This is a genomic window from Amycolatopsis sp. NPDC057786 (assembly GCF_042797905.1).
Classification (GTDB): Bacteria; Actinomycetota; Actinomycetes; order Mycobacteriales; family Pseudonocardiaceae; genus Amycolatopsis.
This window is the reverse complement of record NZ_JBHVKW010000142.1, coordinates 1-17337: the sequence shown is the minus strand read 5'-3', so window position 1 is coordinate 17337 and position 17337 is coordinate 1. Positions and strand designations below refer to the sequence as shown.

The following is a 17337-nucleotide window of genomic DNA, read 5'->3' as shown; positions in this document are numbered from 1 at the left end:
AGTCCGTGAAGGCCTCCTTGGCAGACCCAGAGTCCCTCAAGGAGGCCTTCACGGACTCGCGCGTCTTACGCGAGGCGTCGCGCGACCTCGGTCTCTCGCCGTGGCGGATACGTACTGTGGCGTGTGTGCACCGCGACGTAGAGGATCCCTCCGTCGAGCACGGCCTCCAGATCCGTTCGCTCCCCAGGCTCGAACGGTCCCCCGCAGGCCGCACAGGTCCGCTGCCGCCGTGCGGCGCTCATTGCCGGTCCCGCTGTTCGGGGATCGCGGGGTCGGGCCACGACAGGCCCAGCAAATCGACGTCGACTTCGTCGTCGGCATAGATCTCGTACGGGTCGAGGCGTTCGGTCATGGTGCGCTCCCTGGGTTTCGAGGTACCACAAGGGCACTACCGGCGGCCCTTCGGCGGCGACTTTTCCTTTGCTCACCGAGACCTCCGCTCGTCCTCGAGCGGGTCACGATCGGACGGGTCCATCCTTGGTTGTCAAGTGAGTCGTTCATCGAAGGCCGGGAGGAACGTCATGGCGGCACAGGTGCGAATTTGGGTCGTGACCGATGATTTCGACCCGCGCGGGGCCACGGAGGCCGGCGCGGCGACGATCGTCCCGGAGCCGAGGCAGGCCGCCGAAAACGATTTCCCGGCCGAGCACATCATCCTCGGCTACAACTAGGCACGGACGAAGAAGACCACCCGGTATCGCGCGCGCGACGATGAAGATCGCCCGCGAACCGGCCAGACCACGAGGAGGCCTCCGGATGGCTATGCGCCTCCAGCTCACGTCGGGTTTGCAGGTGTTGGAAGAATGGGCGATCAATGCTCCGCAGGCCGACCGCAATGTCGTCTACGAAGCGCTTTTCGCGGTGGCGGACGGCTCCGCCTTCCTCATCTACGACATTTTCGGCGACAGCAGGGAACCGCATCAGTTTCTTTTTCTGGTGAAACACGATCTCGTCATGCGTATCGGGATCGATCGCGCCGATTCCTCGTTCGAGATCGTCTACATCGGTGCGCTGGAGCAGGACACGCCGGCGGCGGCCTGGGCTGAGGAATCCGAAGAATCCTGACCTCGGTACCGCCGAACGGACCAGTCCGGCGGGGAGTGGATCATGTGTTCCTCATCTTGACATCGTCCAGTTGGGCGTGAAATTCTTCCGGTGTTTGCGGCTGGGGAGATTACGTCGAAGCCTGAATTGCGATATCAAGGTCTTGGAGGCGTGAAAGATGTCATCACCTGAATTCCCGGGATTGGATGTTTCCACTCGGGTGCGCGCACGTGACATTCAGATGGCCGGCGTCGCCGACGTCCGGCGGCGGGTGCTGATGATCTCCGGGGCGATCGACACCACCGAGCACGACATCTCGGTCAGTGTCAATCTCCCGGAGCCGGGCCGGTGGCAGATCATCAAGTCCGAGACCAACCTGACCGACAAGACCTGGGTCGCGATGCAGGTCGTCACCGACGAGGACTCGACCTTCGTCAACGACGCCGACACGCTCGTCCTTTCCCGCCAGTTCTCGAAGTCCTTCATGACGCCGGATCAGCGCCGCCTCACTTTCTACGACGGTGAGGTCCGGCCAGGCGAAGCGGTACTCAAGGTGTACTCGCTCGACGCGGGCGGGCGGAAGCCGACTTACTCCTACTCCCGCTACAGCCCGATCGCGACCGACACCGCCGAGCAGTCCCAGCAGACACTGGACGACATGATCGGCAACGGGATGAAACAGCGTCCCGTGATCGAACTGATCGTCCCGGTGACCGTGATCGGCTGAGTACGCCGGTGATCACCTTCGTCCCGGAACCCCATCTCCTCGAATCGCCGCGCGGGCGTGAGTGGCCGGTGCTCCCCGGCACCCGCGCGGCGGCCACCGCCGAGCCGCCGTCCGCCGCCGACGTGGTCATCGTCGGGGCGGGCCCGGCCGGCCTCGCGGTCGCTTCCGCGTTGTGGCACCACGGAGTCCGCGACATCGTCGTCGCCGACCGCGACGGCCGTCCCTGCGGCCGGTTCTTCGACCGTGTCGATCTGCTCGGCCAGCGGGTGCTCCGCTCGCCGTACGAACACCACCCCGGCGTCGAGGGGTACCGCGACTGCGAACTCCTGGACTTCGCCCGGCTGCACTGGTCGGTGCTCACCCCGGTGGAACGCCGGGAGATCCGCATGGCGCAGGCCGGGCACCGTTCGGTGGTCCCCGTCGACGTCTTCGAGGCCTACTGCCGTCATCTGGCGGCGAGTCACCATGTCACCGAACGGACCTGGCGCGGTTCGGTCCGCGAGGTGCTGCCGACTCCGGACGCCGTCACCGTGCGCGCCGATCGGTTCTCCGTCACCGCGCGCCATGTCGTGCTGTGCCTCGGCGAGGAGCGGCGGCCCGCCCCGGACACCTGGTGGGGCGGCGGCCATCCGCCGCGCGGGGTGAGCTACTGGGACGAACCCGTTCCCGGCGACGGGCGGCGTCTCGCCGTCGTCGGCGCCGGTCTCACCGCCGCGCACCTGATCTCCAACGGGCTCGCCCAGGGCCGCGAGGTGCACTGGGTGGTCCGCGAAGCGGGCGAACGCTACCAGTGCGCCGACGTCAACTCGTCGTTCTTCCGGCCGGAAGGCCGCGCTCGGTTCGACGGGGTGAGCTGGTCCGACCGGCTCGAACTGATGGGCCGGTTCCGGCGCGCGTCGATCATGTTCGAGTTCCGCCCGATGCTCGAAGCCGCCGAAGCCGAAGGGCGGCTGGTCGTGCATCGCGGCAGGGCGATCACGAAGGTGACGCCTGGCGTCGGCCTCCACCTCGAAGACGGTTCGCGGGTGTCGGTGGACCACGCCGTACTGGCGCTCGGCACCACGCCGTCGATCGGGGACGGCCTGATGCCCGGCGAGGCCGTCCTCGACCGCGGCGGCTGGCCACAACTGGACGAACGCACCTTCGCCTACCTGGGCGCGCCCCGGGTCTTCGCCGTCGGCGCGGCCGCGGGGATGGCGCTGGGGCCCGCCGCCCGCAACATCGACGGTCACCGCGTCGCCACCGCGCGGGTCGCGGCCACCGTCGCCGAGAACCTGCGCCGGGAAGTCCCGCTGCGCGTGGCCACGAAGGACGTCGCCCGTGTCTGAGCCTTACGATTCCCGTTTCACCCTGCCGTCGATCGACGACGCTCCCTCGACCGAGGCGGGGGTCATTCTGCTGGGACTGGACGCCCGGCGCCTGCTCGCCGGCGTCGGGCTCGCCCGGCTCGCCGACGAGCCCGCGCTGGTCGCCCTCGCCGTGGACCAGGCCCGGCACGGCGCGCTCGACCTCGGCACCGAAGCGTTGGTGGAGGCCGGGATCCTCCGCTGGCGCGCGGTCCGCCCGCTGATCGAAGCAGGGCCGGAGATGGCGTCGGCGGGTTCCCTGCGCCGAGAATGGGAACACGCGACCGCGCGGGTCACCGCCACGGTGACCGGGCTGGGGCCCGCCTCGGTGTCCTGCCTCGCGGCCTGCTGGCTGCGGCGCGACGACATCGACGACGCGGCCGGGTCCGTCTCGAACGGACGGCCGCCGGAACAGGGGAGCGCACACGATGTCCTATCTCGGGTCTTTGCCGACTGACGCCACGTTGCTGCAGGTGTTCCAGCGGTTTCCCGCTCCGGCGTCGAAGCTGCTGGATCTGCACGAGCTGATCATGCGGGCGCCGTCGGCGTTCGGCCCAGGGGAGCGGGAGCTGATCGCGGCCTACGTCTCCGGCGTCAACGATTGCCAGTACTGTCACGGGGTCCACACCGTCACCGCGGAGGCTTTCGGTGTGCCCGAAGGGCTTCTGACCGCCGCTCTGGACGATCTGGCTTCCGCGCCCGTGGACGAGCGGATGAAGCCCGTGCTGGCCTATGTGGGCAAGCTGACGCGTACGCCGTCCCAGGTGACCGAACAGGACGCTGAGGCCGTCCTCGCGGCGGGCTGGGACGAAGCCGCGCTGCACGACGCGGTGCTCGTGTGCGCCCTGTTCAACTTCATGAACCGGATGGTCGAGGGACTCGGGATCCGGGCCGACGCCACGTACGCGCGGACGTCCGGCATGCGCCTGAAAGAGGGCGGATACGCCGGCCTGGCGACCCTGCTCGGCTCCTGACCCAATGTCCATTGTGGACGCGTAGGTTGGTCTGTTCGGGCTATTCCCGTGACTGCCGGTGATCGTGCCGGAAAGAGATCGCTTCGGCGCGCACCGTCACCGATGACGGTGCGCGTTACTCCGTTCGGTGGCGTTGATCGCGGGAACGGAGCAAGCGCGGGAACCTTCTGGAGTAGGCAAAAAGCATACTCCCGCGATGATGCACGGCACTGGTCGGAAAACGGACATGCGGGCACGATTGCCTCATTGAAAGAAAGCCCCGACCAGCCTGGGAGTCATTTCGATGCAGAACGCTGTGACCGACAACGTCCGTTCGCTCTTCGCCGTCCGGGGGATCGACACCGCTTCGGCCGGGCACCAGGTCGAGCTGGTGATCGACCGGTTCGACAACTGGTCCAACCGGCAGGGTGGGCAGGTCTTCGGCTGCTTCACCACCTGTGAAGTCCCTCCGCCCCTGGCCGAGGCGAGCTGAAACCCGCCACCCACTCCGCCGGCCGCCTCTCACGTCGCGAACGTGGGAGGCGGCCGGATTCGTGAGATCACGGAAAGTCGCCGATGAGCGCGGAACCCGTCTCCGCGTAACTCGTTCGCCGCGTGGTCCACCGAGCCGGACACCCCTTGGCGGAGCCGGCTCGTCACTCGAATAGTGGAACGCATTCCGGTCGGCCGTGTTTAGGTTGGGTGGCGGGGGCAGCGTGCGCGGAGGGGGCGGCGCGATGGTGATCAGAGTTCTCATAGCCGAGGACATGCATATCGTCAGGGGGGCACTGGTCGCGCTCCTGCGGCTGGAGCCGGATATCGAAGTGGTGTCCGAGGTGGCGTCCGGTGACCAGATCCTCGCCGCCGCACGGATCTCGCGCACCCAGGTCGCGATCATCGACATCGACCTGCCCGGCAAGGACGGCCTCACCGCCGCCACCGAGCTGCACGAGCAGCTGCCCGAGGTCAGGACGCTGATCCTGACCAGCCTGGGCAGGCCAGGCACGCTTCGCCGGGCGCTGGCGGCCAAGGTCAACGGTTTCCTGTTGAAGGACGCTCCAGCGGAGAAGCTAGCCAACGCGGTGCGCGGGGTGGCGGCCGGACGGAGGATGGTCGACGGCGAGCTCGCGCTGGCCGCCTGGGACACCATGGACTGCCCGCTGACCCCGCGCGAGATCGACGTCCTGCGGTTGACCGCGGAGGGCCGCGACACCCTGGAGGTCGCGGCGAAGGCGTTCCTCTCCACCGGAACGGTGCGCAACTACCTGACCACGATCGTGGCGAAGCTCAACGCGCGCAACCGGGTCGACGCGATTCGGATCGCGAAGGAATCCGGCTGGATCTGAGCGGGCCCCGGACTGTGGTCTAGACCGGCACCACGGCACGCAACCGGAACCGTCCGTCGGGCTCGACACCGGCGGTCAACTCGCCGCCCAGCCCGGCGACACGATCCGACATGTTCGTGATGCCACTGCCCGCGACCTCGACCCGCACCGGCTTGCCAGGATCCGCAGGCTTTCCGTTCTCGACGCCGTCGTTGACGATGTCCAGCGCGACCCCGTTGCCGACCCGCCGCACCGCGATCTCGCATCGTTCGACCTTGCTGTGCCGCAACACGTTCGTCACGCTCTCACGCAGCACCACGGCCAGCACGGTGCGCACCGGGGCGGGCAGATCCCCGTGCTCCATCTCCAGCCGCACCTGGACGTCCGCGGCGACCAGTACCGCTTGTGCGGACCGCGACTCCTGGTCCAGCGACAGTTCCCGGTAGCCGCTCGCCACCGAGCGGACGTCGGTCAGTGCCTGCCGGGTCAGCCCGAGGATCTCCAGCAGCTCGTCGGAGGCCCGCGTGGTGTCGATGTCCATGATCCGGCTGGTCAGCTCGCTCTTCAGCGCGATCGCCGAGAGGCTCATGCCGAGCAGGTCGTGCAGGTCGCGGGCGAAGCGCAGCCGTTCCTCGGCGACCGCGACCTCGGCGAGCCGTTTCCTGGTCTCGCCCAGTTCGGTCACCAGCCGGATCAGCCAGATGAGACCGAAGACCATCAGGCCGGTGTTCACCTGGGAGGCGAAGGTGTTGAACGCGTCGAGGAAGTCGGCGCCGGACTCGATCCGGATCAGTACGAGCCCGGTGACCGTCGCGGAGAACGCGGCCCACCCCGCGAGCGGCGGCAGCACCAGCAGGGCGGTGCCGGCGAACAGACTGGGCAGGCTCACCCAGGCGTGCCCGAGCGGGATCAGCGGCAGGAAGACCAGACAGGCCTGGACGAACAGCAGCGCGTAGCTCTGTCGTGAGCGCAGCCGGACGTTCGGCCGGGCGAAATAGGCCACTTGCAGGGTGACGAGCGCGGTGAGAGGGCCGGCGACGAGCGCGATGCGCCAGCCGTCCCCGGTCAGGTTGAACACCCGGGACATCGCGGAGAGACCGAAGGCGATGAAGACCGCCGTCAGCGTCCACTGGACGTTCCTGGCGTCGATCCGGGACCAGTGGCTGGGGCTCCGCGCCAGTGCGGCCTCGGCGGGGTCGGCATGCTCGGGCACCGGCAGTTCGGCATGGAGGCGCCATCGTCCGGTCGCGTCGGGACCCGCGTTGAGCATCCCGCCGTGGCCGTTGACCTCGTCCGTCACCTCGCGGAGGCTCTCGGCCGTCTCCGCCGGGACGTCCTCGTGCGCCGTTCCGTCGTGGACGATCTCCAGCGCGACGCGGCCCTCGACGGCGCGCACGGTGATCTCGCAATGCTGGACGCCGGTGTAGCGGAGCACGTTCGTGACGCCCTCTCGCAGCACCTTCGCCAGCAAGGTGCGCAGCTTCACGGGCAGCTCGACCTGTTCGAGATCGACCCGCACCGCGACGTTCGACGCGGAAAGCAACGACACCGCGGTGCGCGATTCCTTGTCCAGCGACAGCTCACGGTATCCCCTGGCCACCGACCGCACGTCGGACAGCGTGCGCTGCGCGATCCCGGTGATCTCGGCCAGTTCCTCGCGCGCCCGCGGCGGTGACTTGCGCAGGAGCCGGTGCACCAGTTCGCCCTTGAGCGCGATCGCGGAAAGACCGAGCCCGAGCAGGTCGTGCAGGTCCTTGGCGAAGGCCAGCCTCTGCTCGGCCACGGCGCGCCTCGCCAGTTCGGTGCGGGCCTGGTGCAGTTCGGTCACCAGCCTCGCGAGCCAGGTCAGCAGATAGGTGACCAGCCCGTAGACCACCGCGCTGACGGAGTCGATCGTCGCTCTGAGCGCGGAGTCGGCGTGGATCCACAGGATGAACGACGTGGCCGCGAGGAGGACGGTGAACACCGGCCAGCCGACCCGCGGGCGGAGGACCAGCAGCGAACTGCCGGCCGCGATGGTGGTCAGCGAGGTCAGCGCCTCGTTGAAGTGCAGTACCGGCAGATAGGCGAGACCGGTCTGGACGGCCAGGATCACCTTCGCCCGCCGGGTGTCCAGGCGGATCGCCGGACGGCTGAAGTACAGCAGCTGGATCGCCAGCACGGGCCCGACGTACAGCACGGCCAGCAAGCCGTGCTGAAGGTCCATCCCAGGCTGGAGCAGGACGCCGAGCAGACCGAAGAGACAGGCGTTGACGAAGACGACGGTGATGATCAGCCCGGCGAGGAACAGCGCCCGGCGAGGCCGCCGGTCGATCCCGGCGGTTCCCAGAGGTTCGGCGGTCACAGCGAGCTGGTCCGGCACAGGCACCCCAGTGGTAACAGAAGACGGCTCGATCGGGTCGCGTTTCCCCCTCGCGACGGCCCCGGCCGCCTTACGGCCTTCCATCGCTATGGTTCGGATCATAACCCATGTTCGTTACCCCGGTTGCTCCCTTCGGACCGGGGAGAACGGCGAACGGGGAGACGCTTTCCCTGCTGGGGACAGGGAATTCGGCCGGTCACCCGCTCCGGTGTGGGCTGTTCGCACCACCGGGTTCGTCGCGGAACATGCCACGATGGAAGACGCCGGGCCGGGACGGGTGCCGGGGAGATCCACTGTGTACGCGGCGCCGGACTGCCTCTCGCGGCGGACGGGGCCCGGTGGCCTTAAGCTCTCCGCATGGCCAGGTATTTCGACGTACATCCGGAAAATCCGCAACGGCGCGCGATCGGACAGGTCGTCGACATCCTGCGCGAAGACGGGCTCATCGCGTATCCGACGGACTCCTGCTTCGCCCTCGGCTGTCAGCTGGGGAACAGACAGGGCATCGACCGCATCCGGAGCATCCGCAAGCTGGACGACCGCCACCACTTCACCCTGGTGTGCCAGGATTTCGCTCAGCTGGGCCAGTTCGTGCACGTGGACAACGCCGTCTTCCGCGCCGTCAAGGCGTCCACGCCCGGCAGCTACACGTTCATCCTCCCGGCCACCAAGGAGGTTCCGCGCCGGCTGGCGCACGCCAAGAAGAAGACCGTCGGCGTGCGCATCCCGGACCACGTGGTCACCCAGGCACTGCTGGGCGAACTCGGCGAACCGCTGCTGTCGAGCACGCTGCTGCTGCCCGACCAGGAGGAGCCGATGACCCAGGGCTGGGACATCAAGGAACGGCTGGAGCACGTGGTGGACGCGGTGATCGACTCCGGCGACTGCGGGGTCGAACCCACCACGGTCATCGACTTCTCGTCCGGGGAACCGGAGATCGTGCGGCGGGGCGCGGGCGACACCTCACGGTTCGAATAGGAACGGCGGGACCGGCTGCCCCGGTCCCGCCGCTGGAACGTCCTCAGTGCGTGACGAGCCCTTCGGTCTTCGTCGGCGCCGACGGGATGTGGAACATCCGGGTGAACAGCTCCAGCTTGTCCGGATCGCCCTTGACCGCCACGGCGCCGCTGGTGAGCGCGCTCGCGGCGTCCATCTCGCCGTTCAGCAGCTTCAGCATGACCGGGCCACGGGGCTCGATGACGAGGTCCGGGTCCGGGTGCGGGCCCTCGCCCGCGGTCAGCTCGCCGTCCTCGATCACCGCGTGGATGACCATCTCGCCGCCGTAGTGCAGTTCGAACGCGCAGCGGACGCCGAGGGCCGCGTCCGGCTGGAACGTGGTGTACAGCGACAGGACGGCCGAGTCGAGGGTGAACAGGTCGTCCGCCGTCGGGTCACTGAGCGAACGGGCACCCCACAGGCCCAGCTGCAGCACGACCTGGTCGAGGTCGCTGCCGTATTCGGTCAGCTCGTAGACCACTCCGGCGTCGAGCTGCGAGAGCACCCGGCGCTGGACGACGCCGTGCCGCTCCAGCTCGTTGAGCCGGGTCGACAGGATGCTCATCGGGATCTTCGGCAGGCCCTGTTGCAGCTGGTCGAAGCGTTTCGGGCCGAGTACCAGGTCACGGATCACGAGCAGGGACCAGCGTTCCCCGATGATCTCGAGGGCGCGGGCGAGGCCGCAGAACTGGCCATAGGTACGAGCGGTCATGCTTGTCTCCTCATATTCCTTGAGCTGGTGGTGGCGGTGGTGCGCGGTCAGCGGACCGGGTGTCCCTCGGAAAGCAGTTCGCGGTGCAGCTCTCGCAGTTCTGCGCTGGGTTTCACCCCCAGTTCGTCCTCGAGCCTGGTGCGCAGCCATTCGTAGGACGCCAGGGCGTCGCTGCGCCGTCCGCTGAGCCCCAGCGCACGGATCAGGTGGGCGTGCAGGGTTTCGTCGAACGGGTCCGCCGTGGTCAGCGACCGCAGCACGCCGAGCATCTCGCGGTGGTTGCCCGCCCGGATCTCCGCGTCGATCCACAGATCACGGGCGTCGCGCCGGTGCTCCAGCAGATAGACGGTGTAGGCGGCCAAGGTCGGTCCACAGTGGATGTTCGCCAGCGGGGGACCGGACCACAGGTCCAGTGCGGTACGGAACGCGTGCGCCGCCGCTTCGTTGTCGCCTTCTTCGAGCAGTTCACGGCCGAGCCGGTGGAGCCGGTGGAACTCCCACACGTCGACCACTCCCTGGTCGATCTCGAGCCGGTACCCTGGCGGGCTGGTGACCAGCAGCTCGCCGGTCCCTCCGGGGTCGAGGTGACGACGGAGGTGGTGGACGTAGGTGTGCAGCGTCCGGCGGACACTGCGGGGCGGGGCTTCGTTCCACAACTCGTGGACGAGGGAGTCGACGTGGACAGTCCTGCCGGGGCGGATGAGCAGCATCGCCAGCAGTTGCAGGAGTTTCGGTGTGCTCGGCGCGCGATCGGCGGCACCGATGTGCAGTTCGAGCGGGCCGAGGAGCCGCGCGCGTACCCCGCGCGGCGCACCGGCCGAAGCGGCCGTGTCACCCGGTTCGATCGTCATCGCGTGCATCCCCTGCCCCTCCGGACTCCCCCTCAATGACGGTGACAGAGGCGGAACCTTCGGAACAGTGCAGGAAACACAGGGCGAGCCGTGATTTTTTCTTTGCCCCCCATGCGATCGTCACGACTTGGAGCGCTGAACCGGTTGTGGCAAAAGAGAAGACGCGAAGCAGGTCAGAGCCAGTCCGAATCGACGGCGATACGGATGGCGTCGACCCGGTTGCGGGCGTTGAGTTTCGTCACCACCGTGGCGAGATAGTTCCGGACCGTCCCCGGTGACAGGAACAGTTCCGCCGCGATGTCGGCGACCGTGCCCCCGTTCGCGGCGAGGCGGAGGATCTCGACTTCCCGCGGTGTCAGCGGGCAATCCTCGGTTTCCCATGCGGACAAGGCGAGTTCGCTGTCGATGACCCGGCGGCCGGTGGCGACCGAGCGGACGGCGTTGGCGAGTTTGTCGGCGGGCGCGTCCTTGAGCAGGAAGCCGTTGACCTTCGCGTCGAGCGCGCGGCGTACGGTGCCAGGACGGCCGAGCGACGTCAGGATCAGGGTGCGGACGTCCGGAAGTTGCTGGTAGAGCTCGGAAGCGGCGGTGAGCCCGTCTTTGGCCGGCAGATCGATGTCGATGATCGCGACGTCCGGCAGGTACTCCGCCGCCATCGGAAGGATCTTGTCTCCGGAACCCACCTCCGCCACGACCTCGATGTCTCGTTCGAGGTTCAGCAGGGCGACCAAGGCGCCGCGGACCATGTGCATGTCCTCGGCCAACAGGACTCGGATCACTCCGACCTCCTCTTCCCCAGAAATGCCGTAACTCTCAGTGTACATAGCAAACCCGTAAGAGTGAATCTGATTCGCACGATACAAGGTTGCGGTTTTCCCGGCGGCAGCTTCGGCGTGATCAATTCCCTGTGAGCTGCGAGGATGGCTCGGCTTCGAGGGTACTGAAACTGCGAGCGCACGATTACTCGCTGTCATGGTAAATGCTGGGTTAAACGGTGTTCCGAGTGCTTTTCCTTCCCGCTTGAGTACATTCCATTCCGGTGAATTCATCCGGCGAACGGGTGAATCCGCGCCCTTCGCGGAAGTGGGGGATGGTCTGTTCGGCGGTACCGGCGCCGATCTCGATCGGATGTCGAGCGGGTGGAGACCGCGGCGTGGTGTCCTCGGCACGAGCCGGTTCGCGCGCGACTTCGACACTATCCACAAAGGACGTATGTGATGAGCTCATTGCTGGGTGCTCTACGGAAGCTGATGTTCGCGCCTTCGCTGGCTTCGGTCGGCTTCGAGGGCCGCGGCTTCGGAGTGCCGCCGACGCCCGCGACCGCCCGACTGGAGTCGATCCCGCAGTCGGTGGTGTGCGGCTTCGAGTGGGGGATCGACGCGCCGGCGTTGTGGGAGGCCGAACGGCGGCTGGACATGGTCGAGCCGGAGATGCGCGGGTTCGCCTACGAGGGCGCGGCGATGGCGTTCACCATCCTCGACGTCATGCCCGGCGGCCGGAAGGACCGCACGGCCGAACTGATGAGCGGTCCAGGACTCCCGCACGTCTTCCTTACCTACATCGGCATCGGGTTCGCGATGGCCCGACTGCCCCGGCCGCTGTGGAAGAAGGTGCTGCCCGACCTCGACGGCGTCCCGTTCCACCCGACGATGAGCTGGCTGGCCGTCGACGGATACGCCTTCGATCGTGCCTACTTCGACACGGGCAAATGGGTCGGCGAGCAGTTCGTCCCCAAGCCGTACCCGTGGGCGGGCGCCCCCGCCTACTTCCCGCGCGCCTGCGACCAGGGCATCGGGCGGGCGTTGTGGTTCATCAACGGTGGAGATCCGGTGAAGGTCGCCGAGGCGGTGAACCGCTTCCCCGCCGGACGCCGCCCGGACCTGTGGAGCGGCGTCGGGCTGGCCTCGACCTTCGCGGGCGGCTGTGACCAGCCCGGGCTGGTGAGGCTGCGCGAGTCGGCGGGTGAGCACCGGGACGAGCTCGGTCTCGGCGTCGTGTTCGCGGTGAAGGCGAGGACGTTCTCGTCGTTCGTCCCGCCGCACACCCGCCGCGCCGCGCGGACGCTCGCCGGGCTGAGCATCGACGAGGCCGTCGACCTGGCCGACTCGACCGAGGTCACCGAGGACGCCGAGGACGGGACACCCGCGTACGAGCTGTGGCGGCAGAACATCCGGGACGGTCTTGCCGCCCCGTCGGCGGGCCGCCTGTCCGCCTGAGGCCGGCCCTGGACGTCAGGAAAGGGTCGTTCAAGACGTCCTGTGTCTTGAACGACCCTTTCCTGACACGCGGGTGGGGATCAGGCCGCCCGCCTGACCGGCTCCGGCCGGTGCCGCAGGTCGGGAAGCGCGAGCAGGACCGGCGGGTCGAACAGGTGCTTGGGGCGCACCCGCAGGTCCGCCAGCCGGGCGGTGACACCCGGTTCCACGGTGATCGGCCCGTGGTGCCCGGTGAGCCCGGTGCCGCGGCGCGTGAGCGGCCCGGTCACGCAGTGCGCGACGAGGTGCCAGGTGCCTTCCGGGACGTCGGTCAGCTGATAGGGGCCGGGGACGTCGATGACCGTGTGCCGCACGGGCGCGCCCTCGGGAATGCGGGTCGGGAAGAGGCCGACGAACACGAGACCGGGTGAGATCTCCGGCGGCGCGGACACGAAACCGCGGACGATCGCGGGCTTCGCGCCGGGAAGGGGTTCGCCCGCCAGGCGGTGCTGGAAACCACCCTGCCGGCGGTACACGGAGGGAGAGAGGCCCACGCGGTTGCTGAACCGCGTGCTGAAGGTGCCGACACCGTTGTAGCCCACGCGGTGGCTGATGTCGGCGACCGAGATCGAGGTCGTCAGCAGCAGGCGTTTGGCCTCGTCGAGCCGCAGTGCGGACAGGAACCGGCCGGGAGAGACACCGGTGGCCTGCTGGAACACTCTGCTGAAATGGAATTTGCTGAAGGTCGCGGCACGGGCGATGTCGTCGATAGTGAGCTCTTCGCCCAGTTTCTCGTGCATGGCCCCAATGGCTCGCTCCACGGCTCGCCGGACAGTGTCATCCATTGTGCCGTCCTTTCGCTCGAGGATTTCTGGGATGTTTGCGGTTTCGACACTACTGTTCACGACCGCTACTCCTGAAGTGCTTGATTCATCGCCCGATATGAATTCATGTGCGCGGTGACATGAAAATTTCACGGGCGCCCGTCCCTCGTCGGGACCATGCGAAAACCACGGTCCGGCAATGGTGCGCGCACTGGATCGCGGCGGCAGGCGGGCGCAGAATTCCTGGTAGCGCATTCACGTCGGAACCCCCCGACCGTGTTGGCGTGGTGCGAAGAACGTATTCCCGCGACAACACAGAACCGGCCCTTGACCGCGCACCCCTCGGTGGTCAAGGGCCGGTTTCCATTTCGCGGAACGGGTATGTGAGGATAGTATCGTCGGCTCGGGGGAGCGACGCGGGCGGAAAGGCAGATGGGGTCGATGATCAAGGTCCTGGTGGCCGAGGACATGCACATTGTCCGGGGGGCACTGGTCGCGCTTCTCGGCTTGGAAGCCGACATCGAGGTCGTCGCCGAATGCGCCAGCGGCGACGAGATCCTCCCGCTCGCCCAGTCCACGCGTCCCGACGTCGCGCTGATCGACATCGACCTGCCGGGCAAGGACGGGCTCACCGCGGCCGCCGAGCTGCATGAGCGGCTGCCAGGGGTCCGCACGCTGATCCTCACCTCGCTCGGCAGCCCCGGAACCCTGCGGCGGGCGCTGGCCGCGAAGGTCAACGGCTTCCTGCGGAAGGACGCGCCCGCCGACAGGCTCGCCAACGCGGTCCGCGGGGTCGCCGCTGGGCGGCGCGTCGTCGACGGCGATCTGGCGCTCGCCGCCTGGGACAGCGAGGAATGCCCGCTCACCACCCGCGAGATCGAGGTGCTCCGGCTGGCGTCGGTCGGCTCCGACCCGACCGAGATCGCCGCCGAGCTGTTCCTGTCCGCCGGTACCGTGCGGAACTACCTGACGACGATCGTTTCGAAGCTCAGCGCCCGCAACCGGGTCGACGCGGTGCGGATCGCCAGGGAGTCCGGCTGGCTGTGACGCGGGGGCGCCTCACCTGGCCGGGACGGTCATCGTGGCGTGGGCGAGCTCCGCGGCGAACTCGCCGGGGGAACCCGCTTCCGCGAGCAAGCGGCGTTGCCGGGCCGCGCCGGTGCCGTGGTCGAACAGCGCTTCCAATCCTCGCTCGACGTCCTCCGCGTCGCCCGCGGCCCTGAGCGCCGGCCGGACGAACTCGACGAGGTCGCCGAGCAGTTCGCGCTGATCGGCCTCCCTGCCGGTGAAGACGTCGACGCCCGGCCCGTCAAGCCCTCGGCGCGCGGCCGCCGTCAACGCCGCGCCGATCCGGGCACCGCGGGCACGCGGTGGTCTCGTCGTCGCCGCGCAGGTCGCGACCAGCCCGCGCACCAGCGCGGCGAGGAGTACCGCGTCGTCGACGGACAGGCAGACGTCGGCGATCCGCACCTCGACCGTGGGATAGCGAGGGGAAAGGCGGGCGTAGAAGTACACCCCGGCCGCGTCGAGGGCGGCGCCGTGGCGCACGGCGTCCCCGACGCTCCGGTCGTACGCGGCCGCGCCGGACCATTCGTCGGGTGGTCTCGCCGTCGGCCACCGGTCCCAGAGCGGGAAGCGCCTGCTCGACCATCCGGAGTCGGCACCGTTTTCGACCGGGGAGTTGGCACTGAGCGCCAGCAACGGCGCGAGCCACGGCCGCAGCCCGGCGAGAACCCGTGCGCCGAGATCCCGCGACGGCAGACCGACGTGCACATGGCAGGCGCAGGTCCCCGCCTCGCGGATCAGGTCCGGGAACGCCTGCGCCATCCGCCGGTATCGGGGCTCCGGCGTGAGCGTGTCGCCGCGCAGGCCGCAGGGCGGGATTCCCGTCGCCGCCATCAGGCAGCCGTCGGCCCGCGCCGCCGTCGCGACGATCTGCCGCAGCCGCGTCAGCTCCGAGCGCACCTCGTCCAGACCACGGCAGACGCCGGTCGCGGTCTCGATCTGGAACCGCATCAGCTCACCGCTGACGTCCGGCCCGGGGGCGAGACTTTCGAGTAGTTCGGGGGCTCGCAACGCGACCGAGCCGTCCACCGGATCGAGCAGGACGAACTCTTCTTCCACACCAAGGGTGAACATGGTTCCCCGTTCCGTGGTTTCGCCGGTATCACTGAATCTGCCCGCTCCGGCGCGGTGAGGAAAGGGCCGGTGTGCTGAACTTCGTTGCGGCGAAAGTGTTTCGGGGTCTCACTGACGGTCTAGCCTTGGTTCATGATCGATCTGTATCCACCGGTCGAGCCGGATGACAAAGGACTGCTCGATGTAGGTGACGGCAACCTCGTCTACTGGGAGACCTGCGGGAATCCGGCCGGGAAGCCGGCGGTCATGCTGCACGGCGGTCCCGGGCAGGGCTGTACGCCGGGCATGCGGCGGATGTTCGACCCGGCCCGCTACCGCGCGGTGCTGTTCGACCAGCGCGGCTGTGGCCGCAGCACCCCGCACGCGAGCGATCCGGCGACCGACCTGCGGCACAACACGACGGATCATCTCGTCGCCGACATGGAACGGCTGCGCAAGCATCTGGGTATCGACCGCTGGCTCGTCACCGGCGGTTCGTGGGGCACGACGCTCGCGCTCGCCTACGCCGAACGGTTCCCGGAGCGGGTCACCGAGATCGTCGTCAGCGCCATCAGCACGACCCGGCCGTCGGAGATCGACTGGCTGTATCACGGTGTCGGCCGGTTCTTCCCCGAAGAATGGGCCCGTTTCCGCGGTGAACTCACCGGCGACCTGGTCGCCGCTTACGCGCGGCTCATGGAAGACCCCGATGCCCGCGTGCGGACCGAGGCCGCCCGATCCTGGCTCGTCTGGGAGGACACCGTGCTGTCACTGGAACCCGGCGCGACCGTCCACAATGGCCCGATCGGCGAGTGGGAACTCGCGTTCGCGCGTCTCGTCACGCACTACTACTCCCACGCTGGCTGGCTGGAGCCCGGCGCGCTGATCCGCGACGCCGGTCTGCTGCGGGACATTCCCGGCGTGCTGATCCACGGACGCCGGGACCTGAGCTGCCCGGTGGACACGGCCTGGGAACTCGCCCGCGCCTGGCCGGGGGCGGAGCTGCTGATCGACGACGACTCGGGGCATCACTCGAGCGACGTGAAACGAGCGTGGAAGCTGGCGGCGCTGGAGCGGTTCGCGGTCTGAGGGTTGGTGGGGCATGCCTGCGAGGCGGAAAGCAGGCGGTTCCTTACCTGCGCGAGGTGGGTATGGGTCGCTCCGCCCTTCAGCAAGTACGCGCGCACGCCTCCGTGACGGTCGTTCAGATGAGCTAACGTCCGGAGGATCGTGTCACCGCTGCAACCATCCGTGAGTGCGTAATCCTCGGCGATCGAGGCGGGCGGTACGTCCGCGATGCTCAGCGCGAGCGCCACGAGCACACCTGTCCGGTCGCGACCCGCGCTGCAATGCACCGCGAGCGGGCCGGGCGGTGCGTCGCTCAGCTGAACGAAGACGCCGGTGATCTGGTGCTGTTTCGTCGAGCATGGTTCGGTAGGCGTCCGGCATGGTGGTGCCTTGCTCGGCCAGTTCGGCGATCAGGGGAGTGTTGCGGTACACGGGATCGCCGGCGAACGGGCTGGGTCCCGACACGGTCTCTCGTAGCCACCGGAGGTCCAGTATGCGACCGATCCCCGCGCCGCGGACCGCGGCGATTCCGTCGGTGGTCAACCGGTCGTGGCTGTCCGATCGGAAAAGCGCGCCGAAACGGACCCGTCGGCCATCGGCCGAGGGCAGTCCGCCTAGGTCGCGGCCGTTGAGGCAGCCATCCCAAGCCAGCTTCATCGAGCGACTTCAAGGTGAGTTGTCGTCGAGCCAAGACGATTTCGCACAGGGTTCGGCCTATGTTCTGAGGTGCATGGTGTTCCGTCTCGGTGTGCCGGTGGGGTCGAGGTAGGCGGGTGGGGTGAATTCGGGGAGTCCGTCTTGGGCGATCTGGACTGT

18 protein-coding genes and 1 pseudogene are annotated in these 17337 nt (G+C 68.3%); 12 read left to right on the top strand and 7 right to left on the bottom strand.

The features are described 5' to 3' along the window. Positions 1 to 548: 548 nt before the first annotated feature. The 8 genes from ACFVM3_RS39275 (at position 549) to ACFVM3_RS39240 (ending at position 5416) form a co-directional block, all read left to right on the top strand. Positions 549 to 671, top strand: coding sequence for a hypothetical protein (locus ACFVM3_RS39275; RefSeq protein ID WP_378444890.1), 123 nt, complete (start codon positions 549 to 551; stop codon positions 669 to 671). Positions 672 to 756: 85 nt separating this feature from the next. After that, positions 757 to 1065 (top strand): DUF6235 family protein, encoded by a 309-nt coding sequence (locus ACFVM3_RS39270; protein ID WP_378444889.1) that lies wholly within the window; start codon positions 757 to 759, stop codon positions 1063 to 1065. A 220-nt stretch (positions 1066 to 1285) separates the two neighbouring features. After that, positions 1286 to 1771 (top strand): DUF6423 family protein, encoded by a 486-nt coding sequence (locus tag ACFVM3_RS39265; protein ID WP_378444888.1) that lies wholly within the window; start codon positions 1286 to 1288, stop codon positions 1769 to 1771. A gap of 8 nt (positions 1772 to 1779) precedes the next feature. After that, positions 1780 to 3099: an FAD-dependent oxidoreductase gene (locus ACFVM3_RS39260; RefSeq protein ID WP_378444887.1), complete on the top strand. Its 1320-nt coding sequence runs from the start codon at positions 1780 to 1782 to the stop codon at positions 3097 to 3099. Further along, positions 3092 to 3574 (top strand): DUF6187 family protein, encoded by a 483-nt coding sequence (locus ACFVM3_RS39255; protein WP_378444886.1) that lies wholly within the window; start codon positions 3092 to 3094, stop codon positions 3572 to 3574. Before ACFVM3_RS39260 ends, ACFVM3_RS39255 begins: the two co-directional genes overlap by 8 nt. Then, positions 3546 to 4091 carry a carboxymuconolactone decarboxylase family protein gene (locus ACFVM3_RS39250; protein WP_378444885.1) on the top strand — a complete coding sequence of 182 codons (546 nt, stop codon included), beginning with the start codon at positions 3546 to 3548 and terminating at the stop codon, positions 4089 to 4091. Before ACFVM3_RS39255 ends, ACFVM3_RS39250 begins: the two co-directional genes overlap by 29 nt. Positions 4092 to 4374: 283 nt before the next feature. Next, a complete protein-coding gene (locus ACFVM3_RS39245; protein ID WP_378444884.1) occupies positions 4375 to 4563 on the top strand; it encodes a hypothetical protein in 189 nt (62 codons plus the stop codon). Positions 4564 to 4807: 244 nt separating this feature from the next. Next, entirely contained in the window at positions 4808 to 5416 is a 609-nt protein-coding gene (locus tag ACFVM3_RS39240; RefSeq protein WP_378444883.1) for a DNA-binding response regulator, read from the top strand. Between the two features lie 19 nt (positions 5417 to 5435). Here the strand turns inward: ACFVM3_RS39240 and ACFVM3_RS39235 are convergent, their stop codons facing one another. Next, the gene (locus ACFVM3_RS39235; protein ID WP_378444882.1) at positions 5436 to 7757 is read right to left on the bottom strand and encodes a sensor histidine kinase; all 2322 of its coding nucleotides are present in this window, start codon (positions 7755 to 7757) and stop codon (positions 5436 to 5438) included. A gap of 357 nt (positions 7758 to 8114) precedes the next feature. Here ACFVM3_RS39235 and ACFVM3_RS39230 point away from each other — a divergent pair, with 357 nt between their 5' ends. Continuing rightward, positions 8115 to 8735 (top strand): L-threonylcarbamoyladenylate synthase, encoded by a 621-nt coding sequence (locus ACFVM3_RS39230; protein WP_378444881.1) that lies wholly within the window; start codon positions 8115 to 8117, stop codon positions 8733 to 8735. A 43-nt stretch (positions 8736 to 8778) separates the two neighbouring features. On the opposite strand, the gene ACFVM3_RS39225 is transcribed toward ACFVM3_RS39230, so the two are convergent. The 3 genes from ACFVM3_RS39225 to ACFVM3_RS39215 all read right to left on the bottom strand — a co-directional run bounded on the left by ACFVM3_RS39225 (position 8779) and on the right by ACFVM3_RS39215 (position 11095). Further along, positions 8779 to 9465 carry a winged helix-turn-helix transcriptional regulator gene (locus ACFVM3_RS39225; RefSeq protein WP_378444880.1) on the bottom strand — a complete coding sequence of 229 codons (687 nt, stop codon included), beginning with the start codon at positions 9463 to 9465 and terminating at the stop codon, positions 8779 to 8781. Between the two features lie 47 nt (positions 9466 to 9512). Further along, the gene (locus ACFVM3_RS39220; RefSeq protein ID WP_378444879.1) at positions 9513 to 10325 is read right to left on the bottom strand and encodes a BTAD domain-containing putative transcriptional regulator; all 813 of its coding nucleotides are present in this window, start codon (positions 10323 to 10325) and stop codon (positions 9513 to 9515) included. A 164-nt stretch (positions 10326 to 10489) separates the two neighbouring features. Beyond that, positions 10490 to 11095, bottom strand: a complete 606-nt coding sequence (locus ACFVM3_RS39215) for a DNA-binding response regulator (RefSeq protein ID WP_378444878.1) — start codon at positions 11093 to 11095, stop codon at positions 10490 to 10492. Between the two features lie 438 nt (positions 11096 to 11533). Between ACFVM3_RS39215 and ACFVM3_RS39210 the strand changes: the two genes are divergently transcribed. Further along, positions 11534 to 12532, top strand: a complete 999-nt coding sequence (locus ACFVM3_RS39210) for a DUF1702 family protein (protein ID WP_378444877.1) — start codon at positions 11534 to 11536, stop codon at positions 12530 to 12532. A gap of 80 nt (positions 12533 to 12612) precedes the next feature. On the opposite strand, the gene ACFVM3_RS39205 is transcribed toward ACFVM3_RS39210, so the two are convergent. Next, the gene (locus tag ACFVM3_RS39205; RefSeq protein ID WP_378444892.1) at positions 12613 to 13311 is read right to left on the bottom strand and encodes a helix-turn-helix domain-containing protein; all 699 of its coding nucleotides are present in this window, start codon (positions 13309 to 13311) and stop codon (positions 12613 to 12615) included. Between the two features lie 465 nt (positions 13312 to 13776). On the opposite strand from ACFVM3_RS39205, the gene ACFVM3_RS39200 reads away from it, so the two are divergent. After that, positions 13777 to 14382: a DNA-binding response regulator gene (locus tag ACFVM3_RS39200; RefSeq protein ID WP_378444891.1), complete on the top strand. Its 606-nt coding sequence runs from the start codon at positions 13777 to 13779 to the stop codon at positions 14380 to 14382. 12 nt (positions 14383 to 14394) lie between these two features. On the opposite strand, the gene ACFVM3_RS39195 is transcribed toward ACFVM3_RS39200, so the two are convergent. Continuing rightward, complete coding sequence (locus tag ACFVM3_RS39195; RefSeq protein ID WP_378444876.1) at positions 14395 to 15474, bottom strand: glutamate--cysteine ligase; 1080 nt, start codon at positions 15472 to 15474, stop codon at positions 14395 to 14397. Between the two features lie 132 nt (positions 15475 to 15606). On the opposite strand from ACFVM3_RS39195, the gene pip reads away from it, so the two are divergent. Beyond that, positions 15607 to 16542, top strand: coding sequence for a prolyl aminopeptidase (pip, locus tag ACFVM3_RS39190; protein WP_378444875.1), 936 nt, complete (start codon positions 15607 to 15609; stop codon positions 16540 to 16542). Here the strand turns inward: pip and ACFVM3_RS39185 are convergent. Continuing rightward, positions 16482 to 17178 (bottom strand): annotated as a pseudogene (locus ACFVM3_RS39185) (tyrosine-protein phosphatase). The gene pip and the pseudogene ACFVM3_RS39185 overlap by 61 nt on opposite strands. Positions 17179 to 17337: the final 159 nt, after the last annotated feature.

Bases quoted from the DNA above. Each gene is read 5' to 3' on its own strand.
- ACFVM3_RS39230 (WP_378444881.1), top strand. From the start codon at position 8,115: ATGGCCAGGTATTTCGACGTACATCCGGAAAATCCGCAACGGCGCGCG.
- ACFVM3_RS39220 (WP_378444879.1), bottom strand. From the start codon at position 10,325: ATGCACGCGATGACGATCGAACCGGGTGACACGGCCGCTTCGGCCGGT.
- pip (WP_378444875.1), top strand. From the start codon at position 15,607: ATGATCGATCTGTATCCACCGGTCGAGCCGGATGACAAAGGACTGCTC.
- ACFVM3_RS39240 (WP_378444883.1), top strand. From the start codon at position 4,808: ATGGTGATCAGAGTTCTCATAGCCGAGGACATGCATATCGTCAGGGGG.
- ACFVM3_RS39210 (WP_378444877.1), top strand. From the start codon at position 11,534: ATGAGCTCATTGCTGGGTGCTCTACGGAAGCTGATGTTCGCGCCTTCG.
- ACFVM3_RS39225 (WP_378444880.1), bottom strand. From the start codon at position 9,465: ATGACCGCTCGTACCTATGGCCAGTTCTGCGGCCTCGCCCGCGCCCTC.
- ACFVM3_RS39270 (WP_378444889.1), top strand. From the start codon at position 757: ATGGCTATGCGCCTCCAGCTCACGTCGGGTTTGCAGGTGTTGGAAGAA.
- ACFVM3_RS39195 (WP_378444876.1), bottom strand. From the start codon at position 15,474: ATGTTCACCCTTGGTGTGGAAGAAGAGTTCGTCCTGCTCGATCCGGTG.
- ACFVM3_RS39200 (WP_378444891.1), top strand. From the start codon at position 13,777: ATGATCAAGGTCCTGGTGGCCGAGGACATGCACATTGTCCGGGGGGCA.
- ACFVM3_RS39265 (WP_378444888.1), top strand. From the start codon at position 1,286: ATGGCCGGCGTCGCCGACGTCCGGCGGCGGGTGCTGATGATCTCCGGG.
- ACFVM3_RS39205 (WP_378444892.1), bottom strand. From the start codon at position 13,311: ATGCACGAGAAACTGGGCGAAGAGCTCACTATCGACGACATCGCCCGT.
- ACFVM3_RS39245 (WP_378444884.1), top strand. From the start codon at position 4,375: ATGCAGAACGCTGTGACCGACAACGTCCGTTCGCTCTTCGCCGTCCGG.
- ACFVM3_RS39250 (WP_378444885.1), top strand. From the start codon at position 3,546: ATGTCCTATCTCGGGTCTTTGCCGACTGACGCCACGTTGCTGCAGGTG.